General features: G+C 62.9%; 26 protein-coding genes and 1 tRNA gene. 13 read left to right on the top strand and 14 right to left on the bottom strand.

Annotated elements, in window-relative coordinates:
- Positions 1-43 precede the first annotated feature (43 nt).
- The 3 genes from ILT44_RS02865 to ILT44_RS02855 all read right to left on the bottom strand — a co-directional run bounded on the left by ILT44_RS02865 (position 44) and on the right by ILT44_RS02855 (position 2,086).
- Complete coding sequence (locus tag ILT44_RS02865; RefSeq protein WP_204238055.1) at positions 44-811, bottom strand: sulfite exporter TauE/SafE family protein; 768 nt, start codon at positions 809-811, stop codon at positions 44-46.
- Positions 812-939: 128 nt separating this feature from the next.
- A complete protein-coding gene (locus ILT44_RS02860; RefSeq protein WP_204238054.1) occupies positions 940-1,476 on the bottom strand; it encodes a GNAT family N-acetyltransferase in 537 nt (178 codons plus the stop codon).
- 10 nt (positions 1,477-1,486) lie between these two features.
- The gene (locus ILT44_RS02855) at positions 1,487-2,086 is read right to left on the bottom strand and encodes a helix-turn-helix domain-containing protein (protein WP_255549660.1); all 600 of its coding nucleotides are present in this window, start codon (positions 2,084-2,086) and stop codon (positions 1,487-1,489) included.
- A gap of 181 nt (positions 2,087-2,267) precedes the next feature.
- Between ILT44_RS02855 and ILT44_RS02850 the strand changes: the two genes are divergently transcribed.
- A complete protein-coding gene (locus ILT44_RS02850) occupies positions 2,268-2,525 on the top strand; it encodes a hypothetical protein (RefSeq protein ID WP_204238052.1) in 258 nt (85 codons plus the stop codon).
- A 47-nt stretch (positions 2,526-2,572) separates the two neighbouring features.
- On the opposite strand, the gene ILT44_RS02845 is transcribed toward ILT44_RS02850, so the two are convergent.
- Complete coding sequence (locus tag ILT44_RS02845; protein ID WP_204238051.1) at positions 2,573-4,105, bottom strand: hypothetical protein; 1,533 nt, start codon at positions 4,103-4,105, stop codon at positions 2,573-2,575.
- A 69-nt stretch (positions 4,106-4,174) separates the two neighbouring features.
- Positions 4,175-5,338, bottom strand: a complete 1,164-nt coding sequence (locus ILT44_RS02840; protein WP_204238050.1) for a TAXI family TRAP transporter solute-binding subunit — start codon at positions 5,336-5,338, stop codon at positions 4,175-4,177.
- A gap of 382 nt (positions 5,339-5,720) precedes the next feature.
- On the opposite strand from ILT44_RS02840, the gene minC reads away from it, so the two are divergent.
- The 3 genes from minC to minE are packed head-to-tail and all read left to right on the top strand — an operon-like array spanning position 5,721 to position 7,536.
- Complete coding sequence (minC, locus tag ILT44_RS02835) at positions 5,721-6,443, top strand: septum site-determining protein MinC (RefSeq protein WP_204238049.1); 723 nt, start codon at positions 5,721-5,723, stop codon at positions 6,441-6,443.
- A 17-nt stretch (positions 6,444-6,460) separates the two neighbouring features.
- Complete coding sequence (gene minD / locus ILT44_RS02830) at positions 6,461-7,276, top strand: septum site-determining protein MinD (RefSeq protein WP_203441603.1); 816 nt, start codon at positions 6,461-6,463, stop codon at positions 7,274-7,276.
- Positions 7,273-7,536 carry a cell division topological specificity factor MinE gene (gene minE / locus ILT44_RS02825; protein ID WP_204238048.1) on the top strand — a complete coding sequence of 88 codons (264 nt, stop codon included), beginning with the start codon at positions 7,273-7,275 and terminating at the stop codon, positions 7,534-7,536. The genes minD and minE overlap by 4 nt, the downstream gene beginning before the upstream one ends.
- 49 nt (positions 7,537-7,585) lie before the next feature.
- On the opposite strand, the gene ILT44_RS02820 is transcribed toward minE, so the two are convergent.
- The 4 genes from ILT44_RS02820 to ILT44_RS02805 form a co-directional block, all read right to left on the bottom strand.
- Entirely contained in the window at positions 7,586-8,740 is a 1,155-nt protein-coding gene (locus ILT44_RS02820; protein ID WP_204238047.1) for a thermonuclease family protein, read from the bottom strand.
- Positions 8,730-9,197, bottom strand: a complete 468-nt coding sequence (locus ILT44_RS02815; RefSeq protein ID WP_204238046.1) for a hypothetical protein — start codon at positions 9,195-9,197, stop codon at positions 8,730-8,732. Before ILT44_RS02815 ends, ILT44_RS02820 begins: the two co-directional genes overlap by 11 nt.
- A gap of 505 nt (positions 9,198-9,702) precedes the next feature.
- A complete protein-coding gene (locus ILT44_RS02810) occupies positions 9,703-10,092 on the bottom strand; it encodes a septal ring lytic transglycosylase RlpA family protein (protein ID WP_204238045.1) in 390 nt (129 codons plus the stop codon).
- A gap of 207 nt (positions 10,093-10,299) precedes the next feature.
- Positions 10,300-11,535: an MFS transporter gene (locus tag ILT44_RS02805; RefSeq protein ID WP_204238044.1), complete on the bottom strand. Its 1,236-nt coding sequence runs from the start codon at positions 11,533-11,535 to the stop codon at positions 10,300-10,302.
- A 260-nt stretch (positions 11,536-11,795) separates the two neighbouring features.
- Here ILT44_RS02805 and ILT44_RS02800 point away from each other — a divergent pair, with 260 nt between their 5' ends.
- Positions 11,796-12,728, top strand: a complete 933-nt coding sequence (locus tag ILT44_RS02800) for a DMT family transporter (protein WP_204238043.1) — start codon at positions 11,796-11,798, stop codon at positions 12,726-12,728.
- A gap of 21 nt (positions 12,729-12,749) precedes the next feature.
- Here ILT44_RS02800 and ILT44_RS02795 read toward each other — a convergent pair whose 3' ends face one another.
- Positions 12,750-13,034, bottom strand: a complete 285-nt coding sequence (locus ILT44_RS02795; protein WP_204238042.1) for a hypothetical protein — start codon at positions 13,032-13,034, stop codon at positions 12,750-12,752.
- Between the two features lie 226 nt (positions 13,035-13,260).
- Between ILT44_RS02795 and ILT44_RS02790 the strand changes: the two genes are divergently transcribed.
- The 8 genes from ILT44_RS02790 (at position 13,261) to ILT44_RS02755 (ending at position 17,819) form a co-directional block, all read left to right on the top strand.
- Entirely contained in the window at positions 13,261-13,599 is a 339-nt protein-coding gene (locus ILT44_RS02790; protein WP_204238041.1) for a hypothetical protein, read from the top strand.
- A 277-nt stretch (positions 13,600-13,876) separates the two neighbouring features.
- The gene (locus ILT44_RS02785) at positions 13,877-14,086 is read left to right on the top strand and encodes a cold-shock protein (protein ID WP_036357668.1); all 210 of its coding nucleotides are present in this window, start codon (positions 13,877-13,879) and stop codon (positions 14,084-14,086) included.
- Between the two features lie 93 nt (positions 14,087-14,179).
- Positions 14,180-14,401: a hypothetical protein gene (locus ILT44_RS02780; protein ID WP_204238040.1), complete on the top strand. Its 222-nt coding sequence runs from the start codon at positions 14,180-14,182 to the stop codon at positions 14,399-14,401.
- A gap of 113 nt (positions 14,402-14,514) precedes the next feature.
- On the top strand, positions 14,515-15,429 hold the full coding sequence (locus tag ILT44_RS02775; protein WP_204238039.1) for a class I SAM-dependent methyltransferase: 915 nt from the start codon (positions 14,515-14,517) through the stop codon (positions 15,427-15,429).
- Entirely contained in the window at positions 15,426-16,190 is a 765-nt protein-coding gene (locus ILT44_RS02770) for a pseudouridine synthase (protein WP_204238038.1), read from the top strand. Before ILT44_RS02775 ends, ILT44_RS02770 begins: the two co-directional genes overlap by 4 nt.
- Positions 16,191-16,305: 115 nt before the next feature.
- Complete coding sequence (locus tag ILT44_RS02765; protein ID WP_204238037.1) at positions 16,306-16,650, top strand: hypothetical protein; 345 nt, start codon at positions 16,306-16,308, stop codon at positions 16,648-16,650.
- A 184-nt stretch (positions 16,651-16,834) separates the two neighbouring features.
- The gene (locus ILT44_RS02760) at positions 16,835-17,515 is read left to right on the top strand and encodes a TerC family protein (RefSeq protein ID WP_239467864.1); all 681 of its coding nucleotides are present in this window, start codon (positions 16,835-16,837) and stop codon (positions 17,513-17,515) included.
- 227 nt (positions 17,516-17,742) lie between these two features.
- Positions 17,743-17,819, top strand: a tRNA-Arg gene (locus tag ILT44_RS02755).
- Between the two features lie 362 nt (positions 17,820-18,181).
- Here the strand turns inward: ILT44_RS02755 and ILT44_RS02750 are convergent.
- From ILT44_RS02750 to ILT44_RS02735, 4 genes are all read right to left on the bottom strand, one after another.
- Positions 18,182-18,514 (bottom strand): hypothetical protein, encoded by a 333-nt coding sequence (locus ILT44_RS02750; RefSeq protein WP_204238035.1) that lies wholly within the window; start codon positions 18,512-18,514, stop codon positions 18,182-18,184.
- A 527-nt stretch (positions 18,515-19,041) separates the two neighbouring features.
- On the bottom strand, positions 19,042-19,221 hold the full coding sequence (locus tag ILT44_RS02745; RefSeq protein WP_204238034.1) for a YqaE/Pmp3 family membrane protein: 180 nt from the start codon (positions 19,219-19,221) through the stop codon (positions 19,042-19,044).
- Between the two features lie 68 nt (positions 19,222-19,289).
- Entirely contained in the window at positions 19,290-20,054 is a 765-nt protein-coding gene (locus ILT44_RS02740; RefSeq protein WP_204238033.1) for an SDR family NAD(P)-dependent oxidoreductase, read from the bottom strand.
- Positions 20,051-21,292 (bottom strand): acyl-CoA dehydrogenase family protein, encoded by a 1,242-nt coding sequence (locus ILT44_RS02735; RefSeq protein WP_204238032.1) that lies wholly within the window; start codon positions 21,290-21,292, stop codon positions 20,051-20,053. Before ILT44_RS02735 ends, ILT44_RS02740 begins: the two co-directional genes overlap by 4 nt.
- Positions 21,293-21,295: the final 3 nt, after the last annotated feature.

The following is a 21,295-nucleotide window of genomic DNA, read 5'->3' as shown; positions in this document are numbered from 1 at the left end:
AAAGCCGCCCGGCCTCACGCTATTTCGCATATGGTTACTGAATTCAGCGGATAAAGAAATACAGTGTCAGGGCTGCGCCGACTGCGATGACGAGCCAGCGGATGATGCTCGCCGGCAGGCGGCGGCCGAAGGCGACGCCGAGATAACCGCCGATCACGGAAGCCGCCCCTACCACGAGCGTCTCGGGCCAGCTTACGAGCCCGGCCGCGATGAACAATACAACAGCAACAAGCTGGATGAGCGTGGAGCAGAGGTGCTTCGCGGAGTTGATCAGGTGGAAATCATCACCCTCGGTGATGGCGAGCGCCGCCAGCATCACGATGCCCATGCCCGCGCCGAAGAAGCCGCCATAGACGGCGACGCCCGTCTGAAACGCGAGGCCGGCGGCCCAGGCCTTCGTGGAGGGATGGTCACCCTCGTGCTTGCCGATGGCGCGCGCCAGCGCCACGATCTTCGGACTCGCGGCAAAGAGCAGGGTCGCGAACAGCAGGAGCCACGGCACGAGCTGCCGGAATGCATCGTTGTTGGTGACGGTGAGAATGTACGCGCCGCCCAGGCCGCCGATCAGGCTGACGATTCCAAGGGCCGCAAAGCGCCGGGCATTGGTGGCGAGTTCGCGCCGGTAGGCCCATGCGCTCGACAGATTGGCCGGGGTGACGGCCACGGCGCTCGTCGCATTGGCGACGACAGGCGGGAGACCGGCGGCGACGAGGGCGGAGAAGGTGAAAAAGGTGCCGCCGCCCGCGATGGCATTGACGAGGCCGGCCGCAAGGCCCGAGGCGGCAAGCAGCGCCGCAGTGGACAATTCCATGATCGATCAGTCTGGCGGTGAGGGGAGAAGCAGGATGGTTCTCGAAGAGCCGTAACAGGTTCTGCCGCCACGACCTACGAGGCTCTAGCCATAGGCGGAGCCTCTGCCCAGTGCAAGCAATGTCCTCCTCAGGCGGCGGAAATCTGCTTGTAGAAGACTGTCGTGTCGCAGAATCCGCCCTTCGGCCAGAGGGCATAGTTCGGGATGACGCCCGACTTGACCCAGCCGACCCGTTCATAGAGCCGCTCGGCATCCCCGCCGGTCACCGTATCGAGCACGAGCACGGTCTTGCCGGCTTTGGCGGCAGCTTCTTCGGCCGCACGCATCAGAGCCGCGCCGACGCCGCGCCTGCGGGCTTGGCGGTGGACGAGCATCTTGGCGATGTCGGCCCTATGGGGCTGGTTCTCAGGCTGCTTGAGAATGACCTGAACGGTGCCGACGATCATGCCCTCGGAGGGCTCCCTGGCGACGAGCAGGATCCTCTCCCTGTCGGCGACACCATCGGCAACTCCGTGCCAGAAGGCATCGGCCCTCTCCCCGGTCAGGGGCGACATGAAGCTGACCGAGGCGCCACCTTCGACACAGTCGATCAGAACCGCCGAGAGGGCGCCGACCTGCTCCCGGGCTTCCTCCGGACTCAGCACGTGAATGGCGATGTTGCTCATGGATGACGTCTCATCGGTGCAGGCCTGCTCCCGCACGCGCATCGGTGGCGAGCGCCACCACATAGCGGGCAGGGGCGTCGGTCAGGTTGCGGAAAACAGTCGGCTGGTCGAGGTGCATGGACAGGCAGTCGCCCGCAGCGAGGCGGTAGGTCTCTTCGCCGAGGGTGAGTTCGATGGTGCCCTCAATGATCCAGATCTGCTGATGGACTGTTGCAGCCCGGTGCCCCGTGTCATAGGCCACACGCGCGCCTGGCGGAAGCACCACCTCCACCAGTTTGATGGGTGAGGGGAAGCCGGGAGCCGACAGGTTGCGCCGCATGTAGCCGCTCTCCGGATCACGCCACACCTGTTGATCCCCGCGTCGCGACAAGGGAGAGGCAGCGGTGCCGTCCTTCTCCGCAAAGAGCGACGCCAGGGTCACGCCGAGGCCGGCAGCGAGCTTGTCGAGGACAGCCGCCGTCGGACTGCTCTCGCCGCGTTCGATGAGCGAGATCATCGAGCGGCTGACTCCCGTGCACTCCGCGAGACCGTCGAGGGTCATTCCCGATCCGGTCCGGAGACCGCGCAGACGGGTAGCCAGATGAGCGTTAATGGGTGAGGCGTTCTCCATTAAGATAGAATGCAATTCCACCATATTGGAGTCAAGGGGCGGATCAGGGCATCCCAGACGGCGAGACTGCGAGAAAAAGGGGGTCGCCAAGAAGCGTAGCAGGTCCTATGGCTGCGGTTTGCTGTGGATCACGCTCGGGCACTCCATTGCCCTCGGCAGAACAAAAGAAGATTTTCAATCGATGTCGAACGTGATCCCTCTCGCCCCCCGTCTGAAGCCGGGACGGTCCCCTGCCGCAGAGGCAGAGGAGAGAGCTTCCCTCACGGCCGATCTCATCGAGTTGATCGACCGGGTGCGGGAGTTGACGGAGCACGTGGCCGGCCTGCCCGGACCATCTCTGCAGATCCAGCAGACAGCCCAGCAGCTGCTCGATGCCGGCACCGCCCTTGAGCGTGCGGTGGATTCGCTGACCGAAGGCGGCGAGTGGGTGCCGTTCTAGGGCGCCTCTCCTTCGCCGGATCCTTTCTTCATCGAACTTCAGGCCCTCTACCTGAGAGCCTCCATCCTTTCCCCGGCCTGAGTCATGCCCAGCGCCCGCGCCTGCCCGTAGAACTCCCGTGCTTTCGCCGCATCGCCGCGAATGCCCAGAGCTCCGAGCTTCGAGAGCACGTTTGGATCGAAGGTTTCGGCCAACAGGAAGGCCGCACGGGCGTTGCCGCTCGCAAGAGCATGCTCAAGAAGGAGACGGGCGCCGCTCACGTCGCCCTTGCGGAAGAGTTCGTCGGCACGGGAAACGAGGCGATCCTCGGCCCTGGCGGGCTCAGTTCTTCCTGGCGGTTGCAGCGTGCCTGTGACGGCGAGAGGCAGCGGCTGGATGCCCTCCGGCAGGGACGCGATGACGACGGGAGGAGGATCCTTGCCTGGCAGGGCCGAGGTGGCTTCCGGCGGCGCCGGCTTGCTCTCGGGAGGCGAGGGTTTCGCATCGGCGACCGGGGCAGGAGCACTCTCCTGCTGGGGTGGGGCCAGCGGAGGTTCCGCGCCTGCGGCCGCAAGCCGGAACAGCACAGGGGCAGGCCCCGGCTGCCGGGGCTCCTTCAGGGTCCACAGTTCACTGCTCGCATCCGCCAGTTCCTGCGTCAGCGCATCGCCCCGCATCTGGGCCCGCGCCAGAGCCCTTTCCAACTCGGACAAGCGGGCTGTTGCCGATGTTGCCGATGTCGCGATTTCATCCTTGAGAGACTGAACCTTGCCCAGCTCCGCGAGGGCGCTGGCCAACTGGCGCGCGGCCTGGTCGCCTCTCTCACGCTCCTGCTGTAGACGCGTCTCCCACGCGGAGACATCCGCTACGGGCGGCGCCTGCCTCTTGGCCGCTTGCAAGGCCTGGTATTCTTCCTGGAGCCTTTGCAGCTCGTGCTTGAGCGTTTCGCTTCTCTCCTGCTCCTGCTGCAAAGCCTGCTGCATTTCGGTTGATTTGAGGTCCTGGGAGGTTGAAGCCGCTTCCAGCTGAGCAGTAACGGCGTTGTGCTCTTGCATCAGCGCCGTGAGTGTCTGCGAGACCATGGCGCTGTAGGCTTGTTCCTGCTCAAGAGCCTGCTGCAGTTGCGCCAGATTGGTGCTGTCAACCGCAGCGGATATCCCGCAGGCTTCGGGCATTGCAAAGGCTGCAGCCGTCCTGGTCGCGGCGGGAAGAGAGGAGGCGATGGGAACGTCGAGATCCTGCAGGGTGCGGAGCAGGCCCGGATCCTTCAGGTGATCGAAAAGAACAATCGCAAGGGTTCCGACCTCGATGGCTGCGTTGAGGCTGGCCTCCGCTGCACCCAGATCGCCTCTGCTGATGGATGCCTGAAGATCGGCGGCAAGCTCTATGCGTTTCTGGGAGGTTAGGAGAAGCGGGAGAAGGTCCTGAAGATCCTTCGCCGCCATGCTGTTGCCCAATGAGCGGTCGATCGCTTCCGTGCCAGCATCCTTGCGGGAAAAATCCTGTGCGCCGGCGGGGCCGATGAGCGAGAGGCCAAGCAATGTGGTGGTCAGCAATTCGGTGGTTAGAAGTCTTGATCCAAATAATTTGTGCCCAATCATGTCGGACCTCCTTCCGTAGCCGCCGAAGGCGTGAGGAGAAGCCTTCGGCTTTCGGTCCTGCCTGGGATGTCAATCTTGCCGGCTGGTCCGCCGGAGGGCCCTCTGCCGGTCGCTCTGCCACGCCAGAAATTCGCGGAACAGAACTTCGCGCTGCTCTGCCGAGACGTTGATTCCCCGGCCGTTCATGAAGCTCTCGAAGCTCTGCACCTGGGGCGAGGGTTTGCTGGCTGTCTTGGCGCGGTCGAGCCAATCCTGCGCAGGCCTGATGCGCTCCCATCCGGGAACGTCCGCCGCAAGGTTGACCTCCTTCCATTTCGGGTGACGGCCCGGCTGCAGGAATTCATCGAAGCGGGAGAAAAACGCATCCACGAAGCGTTTCACGCGGTTGTAACGATCGGAATTCTCCGGCCAGTTGAACACGGCGAGCAGGCTGCCGACGGCCAGGGTCTCGACCGGCTTGGTGCTGTCGACGAGCTGAGGGTAATCCGTGTTCCCGAACCTGGCTGGAAAATAGCTCTCTGCAATTTCCCCTTCGAACGGGATCGGGAGGAGATGAAAGCGCCCCTCGGTCTGGAATTCGGCGATGGCGCGTACCGGCCGGCCCGCGACGTAGACGGCGGCCTGGATCTCGCCGGACTTGAGCTTGGCGTAGGACGAGGCCTGATCGAAGGTCGTCACTTCGGGCTTGATGCCGAGCTTGTCGAAGATGAGGCGCGAGGTCAGGTTGGTGCCGCTGCCAGCCTTGTCGATGTTGACCTTCTTGCCGTCGAGCTGCCGGATGTCGGTGATGTCCCGGCTGGCGATGATGTGGACCTCCTCGTTGTAGAGGCGGGTGATGAAGCGCAGGCGCCGCACCGCGCTGTCCTGCAGCTTTTCCGCATTCAGCTGCTCGCGGGCATCCATCTGCACGATGCCGATGTCGACGCCGCGCAGGAACATGATATCGCGTAAGTTCTGCAGCGAGCCGCGGCCGATCATCGGCAGCACGCGCAAATCCTCCCCATCGAGCACATTGGCGAGATCTGCCGCGATGCGGATATAGGTGCCGTCCGCGCCGCCTGAGATCACCCCGAGCGTGCCCGAATTCGCACGGGCCGGATTGAAGGTCGATTCCGTCTGAGCCGAAACGGCCAATGTGCCGGATACGAGAAAGGCTGCAGCGACGGCAGCCTGAAACGGGAGCCGGCCGAAAAGACCGCGTATGAAAGGAAAAGCAGAGACTCGACCCGACATCAATGTCCTCCCCGGAGGAGCCTTATGGCTGTTTGTCGATGTGATCGTTCCGTTTTCAATGCTTATGGATTGAATAGCGTCTTAGCAATGATGAAACAAAACGAAGGAGGTTCATCGTATGCTCATAGAACCCGCGGTCAATTGTGCTTTGCGTCCGGATTAGTACTCATGAAGTGATAGAGAATAATCAAAAAGAGATATACTTTATCTTTATATTCCTTGAAAAAGCTCAATGTCTTATTGGCGATCCCCGCACAGGGCGAGGTTCAGGGGCAAGGCAGGCGGCGGCATTAAGAAATTTATGAGGGTCTGGCAGCTCCTTTAACGGTCCGTTAACCATAAACGGTCGAAATCAGAGGGAATTTAAGGAACCTGAACTCCCGTGACCATTGCCGTTCGCAACCGACCATCACTTCGCTTCCGCGGCAGGTCCTTCATGGCCCTGGTCCTCGCGCCCGAAGTGCCGCTGAGGGACTGGCTCGAGGACCTCGACGCCGTCTCCGAACGCTCCCCCGGGTTTTTCACCGGGCGTCCCATCATTGCCGACGTATCCTCCCTGAAGCCGTCGAAGTCCGAGCTGAAATTCCTGCTCGCGGCCTTCAAGATGCGCAACATCCGCGTGATCGGGCTGGAGGGCGCCGCTCCCGAGAACGTCGACGCCGACATGCCGCCCCAGATCAACGGCGGCAAGCCGGCAGGCGATATCGATGTGCCGGATGCGGCCAATGCCGCTGTCGCCGCGGCTGGCGCGCCCTTCAGCGATGCGCCCGTGCCGGAGAAGTCGCTCCTCATCGAAGGCTCCGTGCGCTCGGGACAATCGATCCTTCACCCGGAAGGGGACGTGACGGTCCTGGGCTCCGTCGCCTCGGGCTCGGAGATCGTCGCCGGCGGCTCGATTCACATCTATGGCACCCTGCGCGGCCGCGCCATCGCCGGCTGCACGGGCAATGGCAAAGCCCGCATCTTCTGCCGCAAGTTCGAAGCCGAATTGATTGCGATCGATGGGCTCTACAAGACCGCTGACGATCTCGGGGGCAAGTTCCTCGGTCAGCCCGTGCAAGTGAACCTGGATGGCGACTCCATCATCCTGAAAACATTGGATTGAAAGAAAGAGAGACGACAATGGCCAAAGTCTTGGTCGTAACTTCCGGCAAAGGTGGCGTTGGCAAGACAACGTCTTCGGCAGCTCTGGGCGCGGCGCTGGCGCATGGCGGCGAGAAGGTCGTCGTCATCGATTTCGACGTCGGCCTGCGCAACCTTGATCTGGTGATGGGAGCCGAGCGCCGCGTGGTGTTCGATCTCATCAACGTGGTGCAGGGCGATGCGAAGCTCAATCAGGCGCTCATCCGCGACAAGCGGCTGGAGAACCTGTCGCTGCTTCCCGCTTCTCAGACTCGCGACAAGGATGCGCTGACGGAAGAGGGCGTGGCCCGCGTGCTCGACGAGCTGCGCCAGAAGTTCGACTGGATCATCTGCGACAGCCCGGCCGGCATCGAGCGCGGCGCGACGATGGCGATGCGGCATGCGGACGTTGCCGTGGTCGTGACGAACCCCGAGGTCTCCTCGGTGCGTGACTCCGACCGCATCATCGGCCTTCTCGACTCCAAGACGGAGCGGGCCGAGAAGGGCGAGCGCATCGAGAAGCACCTGCTGCTGACCCGCTACGATCCCGTCCGCGCCGAGCGCGGCGAGATGCTGAAGGTCGACGACGTGCTCGAGATCCTCTCCATTCCGCTCATCGGCATCATTCCGGAGAGCGAAGAGGTCCTGCGGGCATCGAACGTCGGTTCGCCGGTGACGCTCAACAATCCTGCCAGCGCACCGGGCCGGGCCTATTTCGATGCCGTGCGCCGACTCAAGGGCGAAACCGTCGAGCTTACCATCCCCACCGACAAGAAGGGCCTGTTCGGCAAGTTGTTCGGACGGAGGGCTGCATGAACCTCTTGAGCTTCTTCAACCGGCGCACCTCCGCGCCCGTGGCGCGCGAGCGCCTGCAGATCCTGCTGGCGCATGAACGCGGCATCGTCGGGGGCAAGCCCGATCTCGTCGCCCAGCTGCGGGAGGAGATCCTGGCCGTCGTCCGCCGCCACGTGATGGTGGAGCAGGACAACGTTCAGGTGAAGATGAATCGCGACTCGGACATCTCGACCCTTGAGATCGAGATCGAGATTCCCGCTCCTGCTGCAGCAGGCGCCTGATACCATGAATTCAGCATGTGAGCGGCCCTTGTTCCGGCAAGGACCGCTCTCATAGCTGCGGCTTGCCCCAGACGCCGATCTTCGCCTCCCGAGCCTTGTCGGCCGCGGCCTTCAGCTCCGGCGATGCATCGTTCGTCGGCCGCCCGCCGCCGTTGAAGAGCACGACCCGCGACAGATCCTGACCTCCGACCTGGCACCGGTATACGTCGTTCGAGCCTGCTGGCTCGCAGGCAACTTCGCGGCCGTTGAGATAGCGGGTCAGATCATCGGGCTTGCCGGCGCCGGGAGCCCACTCGACGCCGAACAGACGCACAACCTCTCCGTTCAGGGACAGGGTGGCGGTGTCGATCACGTCCGGCACGCCACGCAATGAACCGGAGGACACGGTCGAGCCGGTGCTCGACGGCCCAGGATCCTGAATGGGCGTGGATGCGACATCACTGGGTTCGGCAGGAGCAGCTGCGCTGGCTTGAGGGACGCTGGGCTCATCACCCTGGAACAGGAAGGCGCCGACGCCGAGAAGAGCAAGAACTGCAATGGCTCCGAGCGCAAGGCCAGGGCGCAGCCAGGAATGCCTGCGGATCCCGCCAAACACGGCCTGCTCATGCTCGGCTGCCACCGGAGCGGCTTGGTCTCCGGGTTCGGCCTTCGAGCCGAGCTTTGGCACCAGGGCGGTCTTCCAGCTGCGCAAGGGGTTACGGGACCATTCGTGAATGCGCGGCTTCCCCATTGAAGGATTCTGAAGCGGAGTAGGTTCTGCCGGAGATGCGGGAGCTTCGGCCTCGGGCTTCAGCGCTTCGGCGTCGAGTTTGAGCCAGTCCCGCTGCGGCTTCTCACGCCTCTGGGGGCCGGCTTCGCCTTGCGCGAGAGCGGCAGCATCAGGCTTTGCCGACCTGAACAGCACCCCATACCTGACGCGTAGTTCCTCCAAGAGGTCCTGAAGCGTGAACTCGGTCTGCTGCCCTTCCTTCTCGATCGTCCGCGGCTTGCCGTCCTGGTCGATGATGGTGAGCTTGAGCGCACCATCCACCTCCGACGGACGCACGGAGGATTCGATGATCAGTTCGAGCGCTCGTCTGGCATCGTCGGTCGGGTTGATCTTGTCGAGTTCTGCATGGATGGTCTCACGCATTCTCTCCCGCATCTGGTTCCAGTTGCGGCGCGGATCCGCGGATGGATCGTGTGTCATGGTATCATCGATCATTCGAAGCACCCTCCAGGGCAAGATTTCGCCTGCGCTCCTGACCGAGCAGCGTGCTGTGTTCTGCAACTATGACGGGCCTGTCGCCGATGAAGTGGACGACAAGCTGAAGAGCTCCCGTCCCCTGCGAAATTCGCCTGCGCTTGGGATGGGACGCCGTGTAGTCGAACACCGCGTGCACCGTGCAGATCTCGCCCGCCGGGTTGCACACAGTGCCGATCCCATCCTCGCGTGGACGGTAATCGCGCTCCGGCCAGCGCCGCACGAAGCGACGTTTCTCGTTGAAGAGCCGCTGCATGCTTACCTCGCGCCCGTGAAAAAGGATGCTGGGCGCATAGAACGCTGCCGTTGCTTCGAGCGCGGCATCGTTCGAGGCCGACCATGAATGGAGGTAGTCGATGGCAAATGCCTTGGCCGTAGCCGTTCGTGTCTGCCGTTTCTCGGCATCCGGATCTTTCATCGGCTGAGCGGTGACTGCAGGAGGCGAGGCAGTGGGTGGCGAGACAGCAGGTGGAAGGACCTTCGGCTGCTCTGCCTGCTGAGTGACTGGCACCTCAGGTCTGACGATCGGCGTCTGCGGCTGTACCGATTGCGCAGATGGCGCAGCAGGTGCCGAGATTGGTGGGGCTGGCGGCGATTGTGCTGGCGCAGGTGGGGCTTGATTCCCGATATCGGGAATCGAGGACGATCCTGGCGAGCCAGCGGGAGGATCGACCCAGGGACGCCCAGCCTGAGCCTCAGCCGTGAGGCTGCCGGCAAACAGCAGAGTCAGGAGGACGGTTGTTGATGCGAGCAACGAGCCGATCTGCATGCGCTTCCAAAGGCCTCTTCTCAAGAAAAGGTGACTGGGGAAAAGCGGGTTGACGGCGTCTCGGTTCCATTGACCATCCCGGCCGAGAGGTCTCGGCCGGGATGGTTTGCAATGGTTAGGTAATAAAAAATGCTTTGGGCTGAAAAGGTCTTCGTCAGAGCTGGGCGACGGCGACGGGATCGACGCCTGAAATGCCGATGGCCTGTGCCGAGGCTTTGGACAGGTCGATGACGCGGCCATGGGCGTAAGGACCGCGATCATTGATGCGAACCACGACCGACTGGCCCGTCCGCTTGTTCACGACCTTGACCTTCGTGCCGAAGGGGAGGGTGCGGTGGGCGGCGGTCAGATCATTCGTGTTGAAGGTTTCGCCGCTCGCTGTCTTGCGTCCATGAAAGCCCGGGCCGTACCAGGAGGCGCGACCGCTCTGAATAACCTTTCCGGAGGTGCTGGCCGGTTCAGCCTGCGCAACGGAGGCAGAGATAAAAGCCGAGCCGGCAATGAACAAGCTTGCGAGTGTGAGCGTTACCTTGCGTTGATCCACGATTCATTCCCTTGTTTGTTGTACAAGGGTGCGCAACATGAAGGTTAATGGGGCAACAATAAGACGCTCTACAAGATAGAACATCGATTGCTATAGCCTCACGTAGTACGATTAATCCTAAATCAAGCTTATATACATTGTAACAATTCGTGTATATAGCCTTTGATTTATCACTAATTCTATAGTGCCTTACCTGGTTGTCCCAGTCTACGAAACTGCTGAATCGTGCCCGACATTGCGGGGCGGGAGAGCCATGAGCCATAAGGCGAGAGCGAGGGCTGCGAGCAGCAGAAGGGACACGAGGCCGGTTACGCCGAGCCATCCCCAGCGGGTCCAGAACACGCCTCCGAGGGTGCCGATGGCGCTGGAGCCGAGATAGTAGCAGAACAGGTAGAGAGCCGAGGCCTGTGCCTTGGCCGTGACGGCCCGGCTGCCCACCCAGCTGCTGGCGATCGAATGCCCGCCGAAGAAGCCGAACGTCACCGCGATGATGCCGGCCAAGATGAGCAGCAGGTGATCGAAGAGGGTCAGGGCCGTCCCTGCGAGCATGATCGCGATCATGGACCACAGCACGCGCCTGCGGCCGAGCCGGCCGGCCAGAGCACCGATCCAGGCCGAGCTCCAGGTCCCTATCAGATAAGCCGCGAAGATGACGCCGATGGCGGTCTGGCTCAGCGAGTAGGGCGGCGCCGTCAGGCGATAGCCGAGATAGTTATAGAGGGTCACGAAGCTGCCCATGAGCAGAAAGGCCTCGGCAAACAGGGCGCGAAGACCCGGATCCCGCAGATGCTCTCCGAATGAACTCAGCAGCTCGGCCGGCCGAGCCCGGCGCGGCTGGAAATGAGCGGAGGCCGGGAGGCTCCTCCATGCGGCGAGGGCCGAAGCCAGACCGATCAGGCCGATAAGACCGACGGCCAGTCGCCAGGAGCCGAGATCCGTGAGAGCACCACTGATGATCCGTCCCGTCATGCCGCCGACTGCGTTGCCGCCGATGAACAACCCCATGGCGAGGCCGACCGATTTCGGATCCACCTCCTCGCTCACATAGGCCATGGCCACGGCCGGAAGCCCGCTCAAGGTGATGCCGATCAGCATGCGTGCCAACAGAAAGCTCGTCCAGCTGGGTGCTGCGGCGGAGAGGATGGTCAGGACGGCCGAGAGCAGGAGCGAGGCGACCATGATCGGTTTTCGCCCCCACACCTCCGACAGGGAGCCCGCTACCAGCATGGCCACGGCGAGGAGCCCCGTCGAGAGCGACAGGGACAGACTGCTGGCGGCGGCGCTCACGTGAAATTCCCGCGAGAATTCCGGCAGGAGGGGCTGGACGCAGTAAAGAATGGCGAAGGTCGAGAAGCCGGAGGCGAACAGCGCCAGGTTCAGGCGGTGAAAGGCAGGGGTTCCGCTTACCAAGCGGCTCGGCATATCCGGCGATTGATCCTTCATAAGGGCTTTCCGTACCTGCCATGCCGGCCAGGAATCTTTGACGGGAGTGTGAGACCTTTTCGGTCTCAGCTATCTTATGCTCATGGTGCAAGTGTAGGTCTCATCAAGACCGGATCCATTCACCCAAAGCATGCGCGCTGTGCCGAGTTTGCACTTCTCTGCCGGGGTAATCGGTATTTTATGCAGAATCCTATTACCTCCAGACTTGAGACCTCCAGGCTCGTTGCGGCCCCCGCACGAGCCTCTTTTTTGAGCTCTTCATGACCTCCTCTCCCGCTGTCCGGACGAACGCGGCTCCCCTGGAGCTCTCCAGCCTGCCGGCTCCCTCTCCGCTGCGGGGAATTCTGTTCCTGATCGCCTCGACAATCGTGTTCTCCATTGCGGACGTGATCACCAAGCAGTTGGCCTACACCCTGCCGCCCCCGGAGGTGGCCTGGATGCGCTATGTCACGTTTGCGCTCGTGGTCATTCCCATCGTGCTGGTGAAGGGAGGGCCTGCGCTGCTGCGCTCCCGCCGGCCGGGTTTGCAGGTGGTCAGGGGCTTCGGAATGGTGGGCTCGTCGCTTTTGTTCATCGAGAGCCTCCCTCATCTCCCCTTGGCCGATGCCACGGCGATCTTCTTCGTTTCGCCGATCCTCATCATGGCGCTGTCGGTGATCGTTCTGGGGGAATCCGTGGGCTGGCGGCGCTGGGGTGCGGCGGCGGTCGGCTTCATAGGGGTCATGATCGTCGTCCGTCCCGGAACCGGCGCCTTCCAGTTCGCGGCCCTGCTCCCGATGATCGGTGCGTCGAGCTGGGCCGTCGGCGCCGTCGTGACCCGGAAGATTGGCGGTGATCATGCGTTCACGACCCTGGCCTATTCCGCCCTCGTCGGCACGCTCGTGCTGAGTACGCTCATGCCGTTCAACTGGGTGACGCCGGATGCAACCGAGATCGGCCTCGGCCTGTGCATGGGCGTTCTGTTCGCGATCGGGCATTGGCTGATCGTCCTGGCCTACCGCTACGGCAATGCCTCGCTGATCGCGCCGTTTTCCTATGTCCAGCTCATCTGGGCGGGTTCGCTCGGCTATCTTGTGTTCGGATCGATCCCCGACGCCTGGACAATCACCGGCGCCGGGATCATTGCCCTCAGCGGCCTCTATACCGCCTATCGCGAGCGGCTGCGCGCCATGGAAAAGAAGTTTTCGGCTTGAGTCTTAAGAGCCTGATGGGAATCAGGCGCCTGAATGGACCACCCGCAGGCGCGGGCGCGCTGTGCGGCTGAGGAAGTTGATCTCGACGAAATCCCCATCCTCGCGACCTTCGACGAGCCGGTAGCCGAACTGCTCCACCAGGGCGCGGACTTGGCCCAGGTTCTCGCGCGAGATCTTACGGGTGAATTCCGTCAGATCCTGGCTCATCAGCGCTGCGACGATGCCGATCTCGACGCCCTGGTCGAAGTCGGCGCTGCGCGCCGGAAAACGAAGCCGCATACCCTCAGCAAGATGGATGTGGTGCATGGGATCCTGGTCAGTTCACGCCTTGTTGGATGGCGTTTATCGGGTCAAAAATCCTACCGGTTGCTTAAAACCCGAGGGGTGGGCCTTGGGGGATCAAGGCGTGGTTAATCCTTCGTGCAAGCCTTCTGCGTGGATCCCCAAGCTGAGCTTTGCATTAATCCTGCACGGATCCCCCGCGGGCGGGTGCGGCAGGGATCGAATTCAAGGGAATGCAGCGAGGCGCAGCATGAAGCAGCTTTTGTTAGGAACGGCTTTCGCGTCCGGTCTGTTGGGCTCGGCGGCTCTGGCTGCCGACATGACCGCCGTCACCGGGGTCCAGTCCGCTCGGGTCCAGTCAACGCGGCCCATTGCCAGGCTCGCCGACCAGGGGCTCGGCTATTCTGTCCTGCATGACGTGCCGGGCGTTCCGCAGCGGGGCTATCGCGTGCACGTGACCTGCGCCATCGACGAGAGCTTCATGCAAACCTATTGCCCGACGCCGGTCTACGTCTCCGCCTGCCCGAGAGCCCGCATCACCTGTGGGGACGAAACCCAGGAAGTTCGGGCATTGCGTCTGAAGTATTGAATCGATGGGCCGAGCGCTGGCGAGCAAGCTGAAAGGCAGGGCAGGCCTTCGGAAAAAGAGGCTTGGGCCCTTTCTGCGATCATGCCTTGTATTCGCCTTGAATGGGCAGTACATAAGATCCATCGACATTTGGCCGGACAATCGGGCTGTTACGCCTTGGCACGCCAGGCGCACGTTCAGACACTCTTCCAAACATCGACTAACCCGAGCGCGCGGTCGTGCTTTCGCATGCCCCTTGCTCACGTGCACTGATGCATACAAACCAAGGAATACTCCCATGATGACGGGCACCGTAAAGTTCTACAACGATCAAAAAGGCTTCGGCTTCATCCAGCCGGACAATGGCGAGAAGGACGTGTTCGTTCACGCCACTGCTCTCGAGCGCGCCGGAATCCGTGGCCTGCGTGAAGGCCAGAAGGTTTCCTTCGACACGGCTGAGGATCGTCGTTCCGGCAAGGTTGCCGTCAACAACATCCAGACGGCGTAATTCGCTGTCGGAAAAGGCGGTGCGGCATCCGCGCCGCCTGGCAAAGCCGCTCCTTGGGAGCGGCTTTTTTGTTTGCTGCAAAAGGAGAGCCTCGTGAGCCACAAATATTCCATGGGCCAGTTGGTCCATGCCACGGCAACCCATTTTGCCGATCGCACGAGCGGCACCTACGAGATCATTCGACTCATGCCGGAGGACAGCACCGGAGAGCGCGGCTACAGGATCAAAGAGACCGTGAGCGGCACCCAGCGGGCCGTCGGGGAATCGGAAATCCGGCCGGCCGGCGATGCCAACCAGACCTCCAGCGACCGATGAGGCTTACCTTCCGGGCCACGGCATATTAAGAACGCCAGAGCATCGAGCGATGCGCACTTCAAAGGAGCGGGCATCGCTCGATGCTCTGAGCGTTCAGCGTGGACCAAGTTACCTTGCCAGATACGAAGAGAAGCGGCGTTTATGGAACGCCATCAGCCGGATTGGCCGAAGCGCCGAAGGAGGCGATCCAGTTTTCGCCCCTGATTCCCGGCTCCGCCAAGCTGGAAGAGCAAGAGTGCAGCTCCCTTGCCGACATGCTCGTGCTCGCTCCACCCGGCACCGTGGAGCGGCGCTACACCATCGCCTTGGCCCTGCGAACGCTGGCAACAGGCGGCCGCCTGACAGCCCTTGCACCCAAGGACAAGGGCGGCTCCCGGATCGCCAAGGAACTCAAAAGCTTCGGCTGCGCGGTCTCAGAGACATCCCGGCGGCATCATCGCATCTGCACCTGTGAACGGCCGCCGGATCCGAACGGCCTCGACGCGGCCCTGGCCGAAGGCGGACCGCGCCTGGCCGAAGGCCTGAGTCTATGGACCTGGCCCGGCGTGTTCAGCTGGAACCGGCTCGACCCCGGCAGCGTGCTGCTGGAGCAGAATTTGCCTTCGCTGAGCGGCCGAGGCGCGGATTTCGGCTGTGGCATCGGCATCCTCGCCCGGGCGATTCTGGCCTCCCCGAAGGTGGAACACCTGGCCATGGTCGATGTCGACCGCCGAGCCGTCGAGATGGCCGCCCGCAATATCGACGACCCGCGGGCGGAGATCCGCTGGGCTGACATTCGGGCCGGAACCGGCCTTAAGGGGCTCGACTTCGTGGTCATGAACCCGCCGTTCCACGATGGCGGCGCCGAGGACCAGTCCCTGGGCCAGAGCTTCATCCGCCAGGCCGCCGAGGCCCTGCGGCCAGGAGGTGTTCTCTGGCTCGTCGCCAACCGTCATCTGCCCTACGAAGGGGTGCTGAAGCCCCTTTTACGGCGCGTGACCCCGAAGGCCGAGGCTGCCGGCTATAAGATCTACGAGGCGCTCAAATGAGCAAGGCTCAGACACTCCGTCTCGACCGCCTCCTTGCCAATCTGGGCTATGGCTCACGCCGCGAGGTGCAGCAGCTCGTCCGGGCCGGGTTGGTGACCCTGGATGGGGGCACGATCGAGGATTCCGATCAACGCATCGCGGTGACCCGCGACCTCTCGGAGCGGATGCGGGTTCAGGGCAGGCCCCTCGACCCGCCCCCGGGCTTCATCCTGATGCTGCACAAGCCCCTGGGGGTCACCTGCTCCCACAAGGAGGCCGGACCTCTGGTCTACAGCTTGCTGCCGGACCGCTGGCGCCGGCGCGACCCGGCCCTCTCGACCGTCGGGCGCCTCGACAAGGAAACGTCGGGGCTGCTGCTCATGACCGATGACGGCAATCTCCTGCACCGGATTATCTCGCCCCGGGCGAGTATCCCCAAACGCTACAATGTGACCCTCGATCGCCCTTTGAGAGGCGATGAAGCGGAGACCTTCGCAGCCGGAACCCTGCTGCTGGAAGGCGAGGACAAGCCGCTGCTGCCGGCGCAGATGGAGGTGCTCTCGCCGACCAGCGCCCATGTGACGGTGACGGAAGGGCGCTATCATCAGGTCCGGCGCATGTTCGCGGCCGTTGGCAACCACGTCACTGCCTTGCACCGCGACCGGATCGGCGCCCTGGATCTGCCGGAGGATCTGGAGTCCGGAAAGTTCCGGATTCTGAGTGAGGCCGATCTCGCCCTGGTCCTGCCTAAGGCTGGGAGCGGTGCGCTTAAGACCTCATAATTCGGCAGGCGAACTCGATCCGGAGCCGGTTTGTTTGCTCTGCCGCCGTTAATCCATTAGGTAGAGGTTCAGGTTGGATGCCTTGAGGCATCCCCTGGTTCACCTGGATCAAGCGTTGGCCCGTTTCCGGATTCAATGTCTCATCGCTCAGGCCCTGCTCGGGCTGCTTCTCTTCGCATGGCTGCCTGCCATCGACGGGGCAAGTCCTCCGTTTCTCGATGATCTCGGACAGGTGCTCTCACTGGCGGAACTGCCTGAGCGAGGGGAGGCCGACGGCGAGGCGTGCCCCGATGCCTTCGAGGATGGCGGCGGCCTGGACGATATCGTCCTGCCGGGTTCCTCCTGCAGTCTGACGCTGAGTGCTGCAGGGCAGGGCTGGCGCCGGAGCATCGAGGCAGTTGGTGTTCCCGCTCTGCCTGGGGTCCCGCACGCGACCGGGCCGCCAAGCTTTTCAAAATAAGCAGACCCGAGGGCTGTGTCCTCGGGCGGTTTGAATCGCGACCGCCACGTTCTTTCAGGGGCGGTGCCTCTTTTTCTGCCGAGAACACCTCTGAGCCGCAGAGCCCCTTGTGGGATCGGACCTTTCAGGTCGCAGCCGGTTCAAGCTCCTGTTCACCCGGCGACATCTGATCAAGTCCTTCATCATGGAAGCTCTTCTCCCTCAAGTTCTTAAGCTCCTCGGCATTATCTGGATCAATATCATCCTGTCCGGAGACAATGCCGTCGTCATCGCCCTGGCCTGCCGCGGCTTGCCGGATGACAAGCGCCGCATCGGCATGATTCTGGGCGCCGGGGTTGCCGTCGGCCTGCGCATCATCTTCACGATCCTCGTCGCCGCACTGCTGACGACGCCTTTCCTGAAGATCGTAGGCGGTCTTCTTCTGCTCTGGATCGCCGTGAAGCTTCTGACCGGCGACGATGACGAGGGGGGCGTCAAGGAAACCAATCGCCTCTGGCATGCGGTGTGGACCGTGGTGGTCGCCGATGCCGTCATGAGCCTCGACAACGTTCTGGCGATTGCCGCCGTGGCGCAGGACTCGACTGTCCTACTCGTCGTCGGACTGGCGATCTCCATTCCGCTCATCGTGGCCGGCGCCGCTCTGATCATGGCCCTCCTGGATCGCCTGCCCCTTCTGGTCTGGGCCGGTGCGGCTCTTCTCGGCTGGGTTGCCGGGGAGATGCTGATCTCCGATCCGTGGCTGCTTGAGCAACTCGGTCAGGACCTCGGCCATAAGGCGGAGATCCCGAGCGCATTCACCGGGGCCGTCCTGGTGCTTGCCCTCGGCTACGTCTCCAGGCAGCGAGCCGCAACCGACGAGACCTGACAGGCTCCAGGACTTTTCGTGCGGGATGCCGGTCGATGCCGCCATCACGCAGTCGGGGCAGCGGCAGGGTCGTTCTGACGGTCGGCCCGCCGCCGCAACGCGGGCTTGCCGTGCGGAAGAGGCGGCAACCGCTTTTTCCGCAAGATGGTCCAAGCGGCCATCCGTGTTGTCAGAGGTTGCCCTCAAGGCCGTAATCGGCTAGGGAAAGTCCAGGCCCATCGCCGCAAGCACCCGTAGCTCAGCTGGATAGAGCGTTGCCCTCCGAAGGCAAAGGTCACACGTTCGAATCGTGTCGGGTGCGCCATTCCTAAGCTCTCGTAGAGCGGGCGGTCAGGCGCAACAGGTCGATCATTCCAAGACAGTTTACGAGCCCGGGATCGTCCGGGCATTTCGTGTCTCGAATGAACCTAATGGCCGATGAAGGCAGATGCCAGGATCGTCGTTGCGTAGGCAGACATGACGAAGAACGGGCCAAGTACAGAAGCCGACACAAACAGGACAAGCGAGTTCTTGAGGATACGCATCGTGAGGCTCCTTCACTTTGGAGCCTCGATCCTAAGGGCGATAGGGTTAACCACAGGCTAACTTTGGCGGGCAAAAAGCCCTGTAGGGAGGACCCCTCGCATACGCTTGACGACAGGCTTGCTGCGAGGTCTCCGAGTCCTATCAGTCGCAGCGGCGAACGCGCCGAGTCACGGAGCGGCCCCAACGGTCCTCTTCCACGATCGTGACGTTTCGGCAGGTTTCTTCGTAAGCGCCATAGCGTCGCTCATCGCGCCGAGCATCACGCCGTCCCTGCTCGTATGCACGCTCAGCATCCCGGCGCTGACGCCAGCGTTCGCGCCGCTCATATTCCTCCTGCTGAGGATCGCGAACGCCGATTTGGGGGCGTCCATCGGGGCCGACACCGAACTGAATGCTCGGCTGAGCCACCGAGGGGGTGCCGGCAAGAAGACCAGATCCGATCACGGCTGCAGCCAGAAGAGCAAATTTTCTCATGGATTCAATCCCTTGGATAATCGCGACGTAACGTCCGACGATCGAGGGGGGTTCCAGCCCATGGCCGCATCGCGGCACCTTGCCTCACAGTCGAGAAAGCTTTCCGATTCCGTTCCTGACTATCTCCTGCCAACGGAAACTCTGAGACAAAGAGAGGATCCCGAGTTTGGATCGTGCTGAATGCAGCAAGCCTTTCGAGGACTTAGGCTTCGGTACGCTTAGGGGAGTGACGCTGAGGCGGCAGGTCAGGCGATGTCGATCGTGCTCGTACGCCGGGCGTCTGGCCTGCACGGGCCTGTTGCTCCCTCCCGGCGAAACGATCCTGTCGAGCGGCCAAGCGGTCTGGCTTGCCTGAGGGATCGATCTTGATCTGACAACCAGAAATGGGGTCGAGGATCGTCATAAAAGTCTTCTCTCGTCGAGGTGCGAGGAGCTCGGCACCTGCGGAAGTGAAACGGTCGGACTTGGACTCCGTTCACGTAACAGGTTCTGCGATGTGCGCTCCAGCACCAAGATAAGTGCGGTCTTCAGCGAGGTTGCGGAGGGTTCCGGCGCGCGATGATCCAAACCGCGTGGACGATGCCGGGGATGTAGCCCAGGATCGTCAGCAGGATGTTGAGCCAGAACTGGCCGCCCAGGCCCACGGTGAAGAACACGCCGACGGGCGGCAGGAGGATGGCGAGGATGATGCGAAGCAGGTTTCCCATGAGCTCGGATCGCTGGTGAAATCAGGAGTGGAACGGGATCGCGCTCTTCCTGTTCCACCCTCGGGCGGTCATGCAATCGTGACACCGCCATCCACGATGACGGTCTGGCCGGTCATGAAGCTTGCCGCCGACGATGCCAGGAAGGCCGCCACCGGGCCGATCTCGTCAGGCGTGCCGATGCGGCGCAGGGGAGTCTGGGTGTTGCGCTGTTCCAGCACCTGCCGGTCCTCCCACAGGGCCCGCGCGAAATCAGTCTTGATCAGGCCCGGCGCGATGCAGTTGATGCGCACGTTCTGCGGGCCCCATTCCACCGCAAGATTGCGGGCAAGCGCGAAGTCCGCCGCCTTCGAGATGCCGTAGCCGCCGATGACCCCCGTGCCCCTGATGCCTGCGATCGACGAGACGATCACGACCGCGCCGCCACCCCGCTCCGCCATCTCCGGAATGACGAGGTTACAGAGCCACAGATTGCTCTTCACGTTGGCGCCCATGATCTTGTCGAATGCCTCGTCGCTGAGGCTGCTCATGGGGCCGTAGACCGGATTGACGGCGGCGTTGCAAACCAGGATGTCGATCGGCCCGAGCCGCTCCCGGGTGCCGGTGACGAGGGCCTCCACCTCGGCCTTTCGCGAGATGTTGCAGGCCATGGCGATGGCCTCGCCGCCGCTCTCGCGGATGTCTTCGACCACAGGTTCGCACGCCTCGATCTTGCGGCTCGATACCACGACCCTGGCCCCGAGCGAGGCCATGGTTTCCGCAATGGAGCGGCCGATGCCGCGGCTCGATCCGGTGATGATGGCCACCTTTCCGGTGAGGTCGAAGGGAGAGCTCATGCGGCAGGTCCTGCATTGCGCGGCCGGTCGGCGGATTTGTACTTCGCGAGTTCGATCTTGGCGACGGTCTCACGGTGCACCTCGTCCGGGCCGTCGGCGAGCCGCAGCACACGGGCGCGGGCATAGGCATAGGCAAGGTGAAAATCCTGGCTGACGCCGGCGCCGCCGCAGAGCTGGATGGCCCGGTCCACGACCTTCTGCGCCACGTTCGGCGCCACGACCTTGATCATGGCGATCTCGGCGCGGGCCGCCTTGTTGCCGACCTCGTCCATCATGCGCGCGGCCTGGAGCGTGAGCAGGCGCGCCTGGTCGATCTCCATGCGCGACTCGGCAATCCAGTGGCGCGTCACGCCATGGTCGGCCACGGGCCTGCCGAAGGTGCTGCGCGACAGGGATCGCTTGCACATCGTCTCCAACGCCCGCTCGGCCAAGCCGATGGAGCGCATGCAGTGATGGATGCGACCGGGCCCAAGTCTGCCTTGGGCGATCTCGAAGCCGCGTCCTTCGCCGAGCAGGATGTTGGAGGCGGGCACGCGCACGTTCTCGAACAAAACCTCCGCATGGCCGTGCGGCGCGTCGTCATAGCCGAAGACGGTGAGCGGGCGGATCACTTTTACGCCGGGCGTGTCCATCGGCACCAGAATCATCGATTGCTGCTGGTGCTTGGGCGCATCCGGATTCGTTTTGCCCATGACGATGGCGATCCTGCAGCGCGGGTCCATGGCGCCGGAGGTCCACCACTTGCGTCCGTTGACGACGTATTCGTCGCCTTCGCGGCGGATCTCCGTGCGGATGTTGGTGGCATCGGACGAGGCCACCTCCGGCTCGGTCATGGCGAAGCACGAGCGGATCTCGCCCTCCATCAGGGGCTTGAGCCAGCGCTCCTTGTGCTCTTCCGTGCCATAGAGAATCAGCGTCTCCATGTTGCCGGTATCGGGTGCGGAGCAGTTGAACGGCTCCGCACCGATGGGCGAGCGGCCCATGATCTCGCAGACCATGGCGTATTCCAGATTCGTCAGGGAATCCGGGTAATGGCGCTTGGGCAGAAACAGGTTCCACAACCCTTGAGCCTTGGCGCGCGCCTTCAGATCCTCCATGACCGGCGCCACACCCCAGCGATTGGGCATGGCGTTGAGCTGCTGCTCGAAGATTTCTTCCGCCGGATAGACATGGGCTTCCATGAATTCCGTCACGCGGTTGCGCAGTTCCTCGGCTCGCGGGCTTATGGGAAACAGCATCGA

Origin of the sequence: Microvirga arvi (assembly GCF_016892765.1) — a bacterium.
Taxonomy (GTDB): domain Bacteria; phylum Pseudomonadota; class Alphaproteobacteria; order Rhizobiales; family Beijerinckiaceae; genus Microvirga; species Microvirga arvi.
Note: the sequence above shows the minus strand (reverse complement) of the source record. Positions and strands in the feature narration are given on the sequence as shown.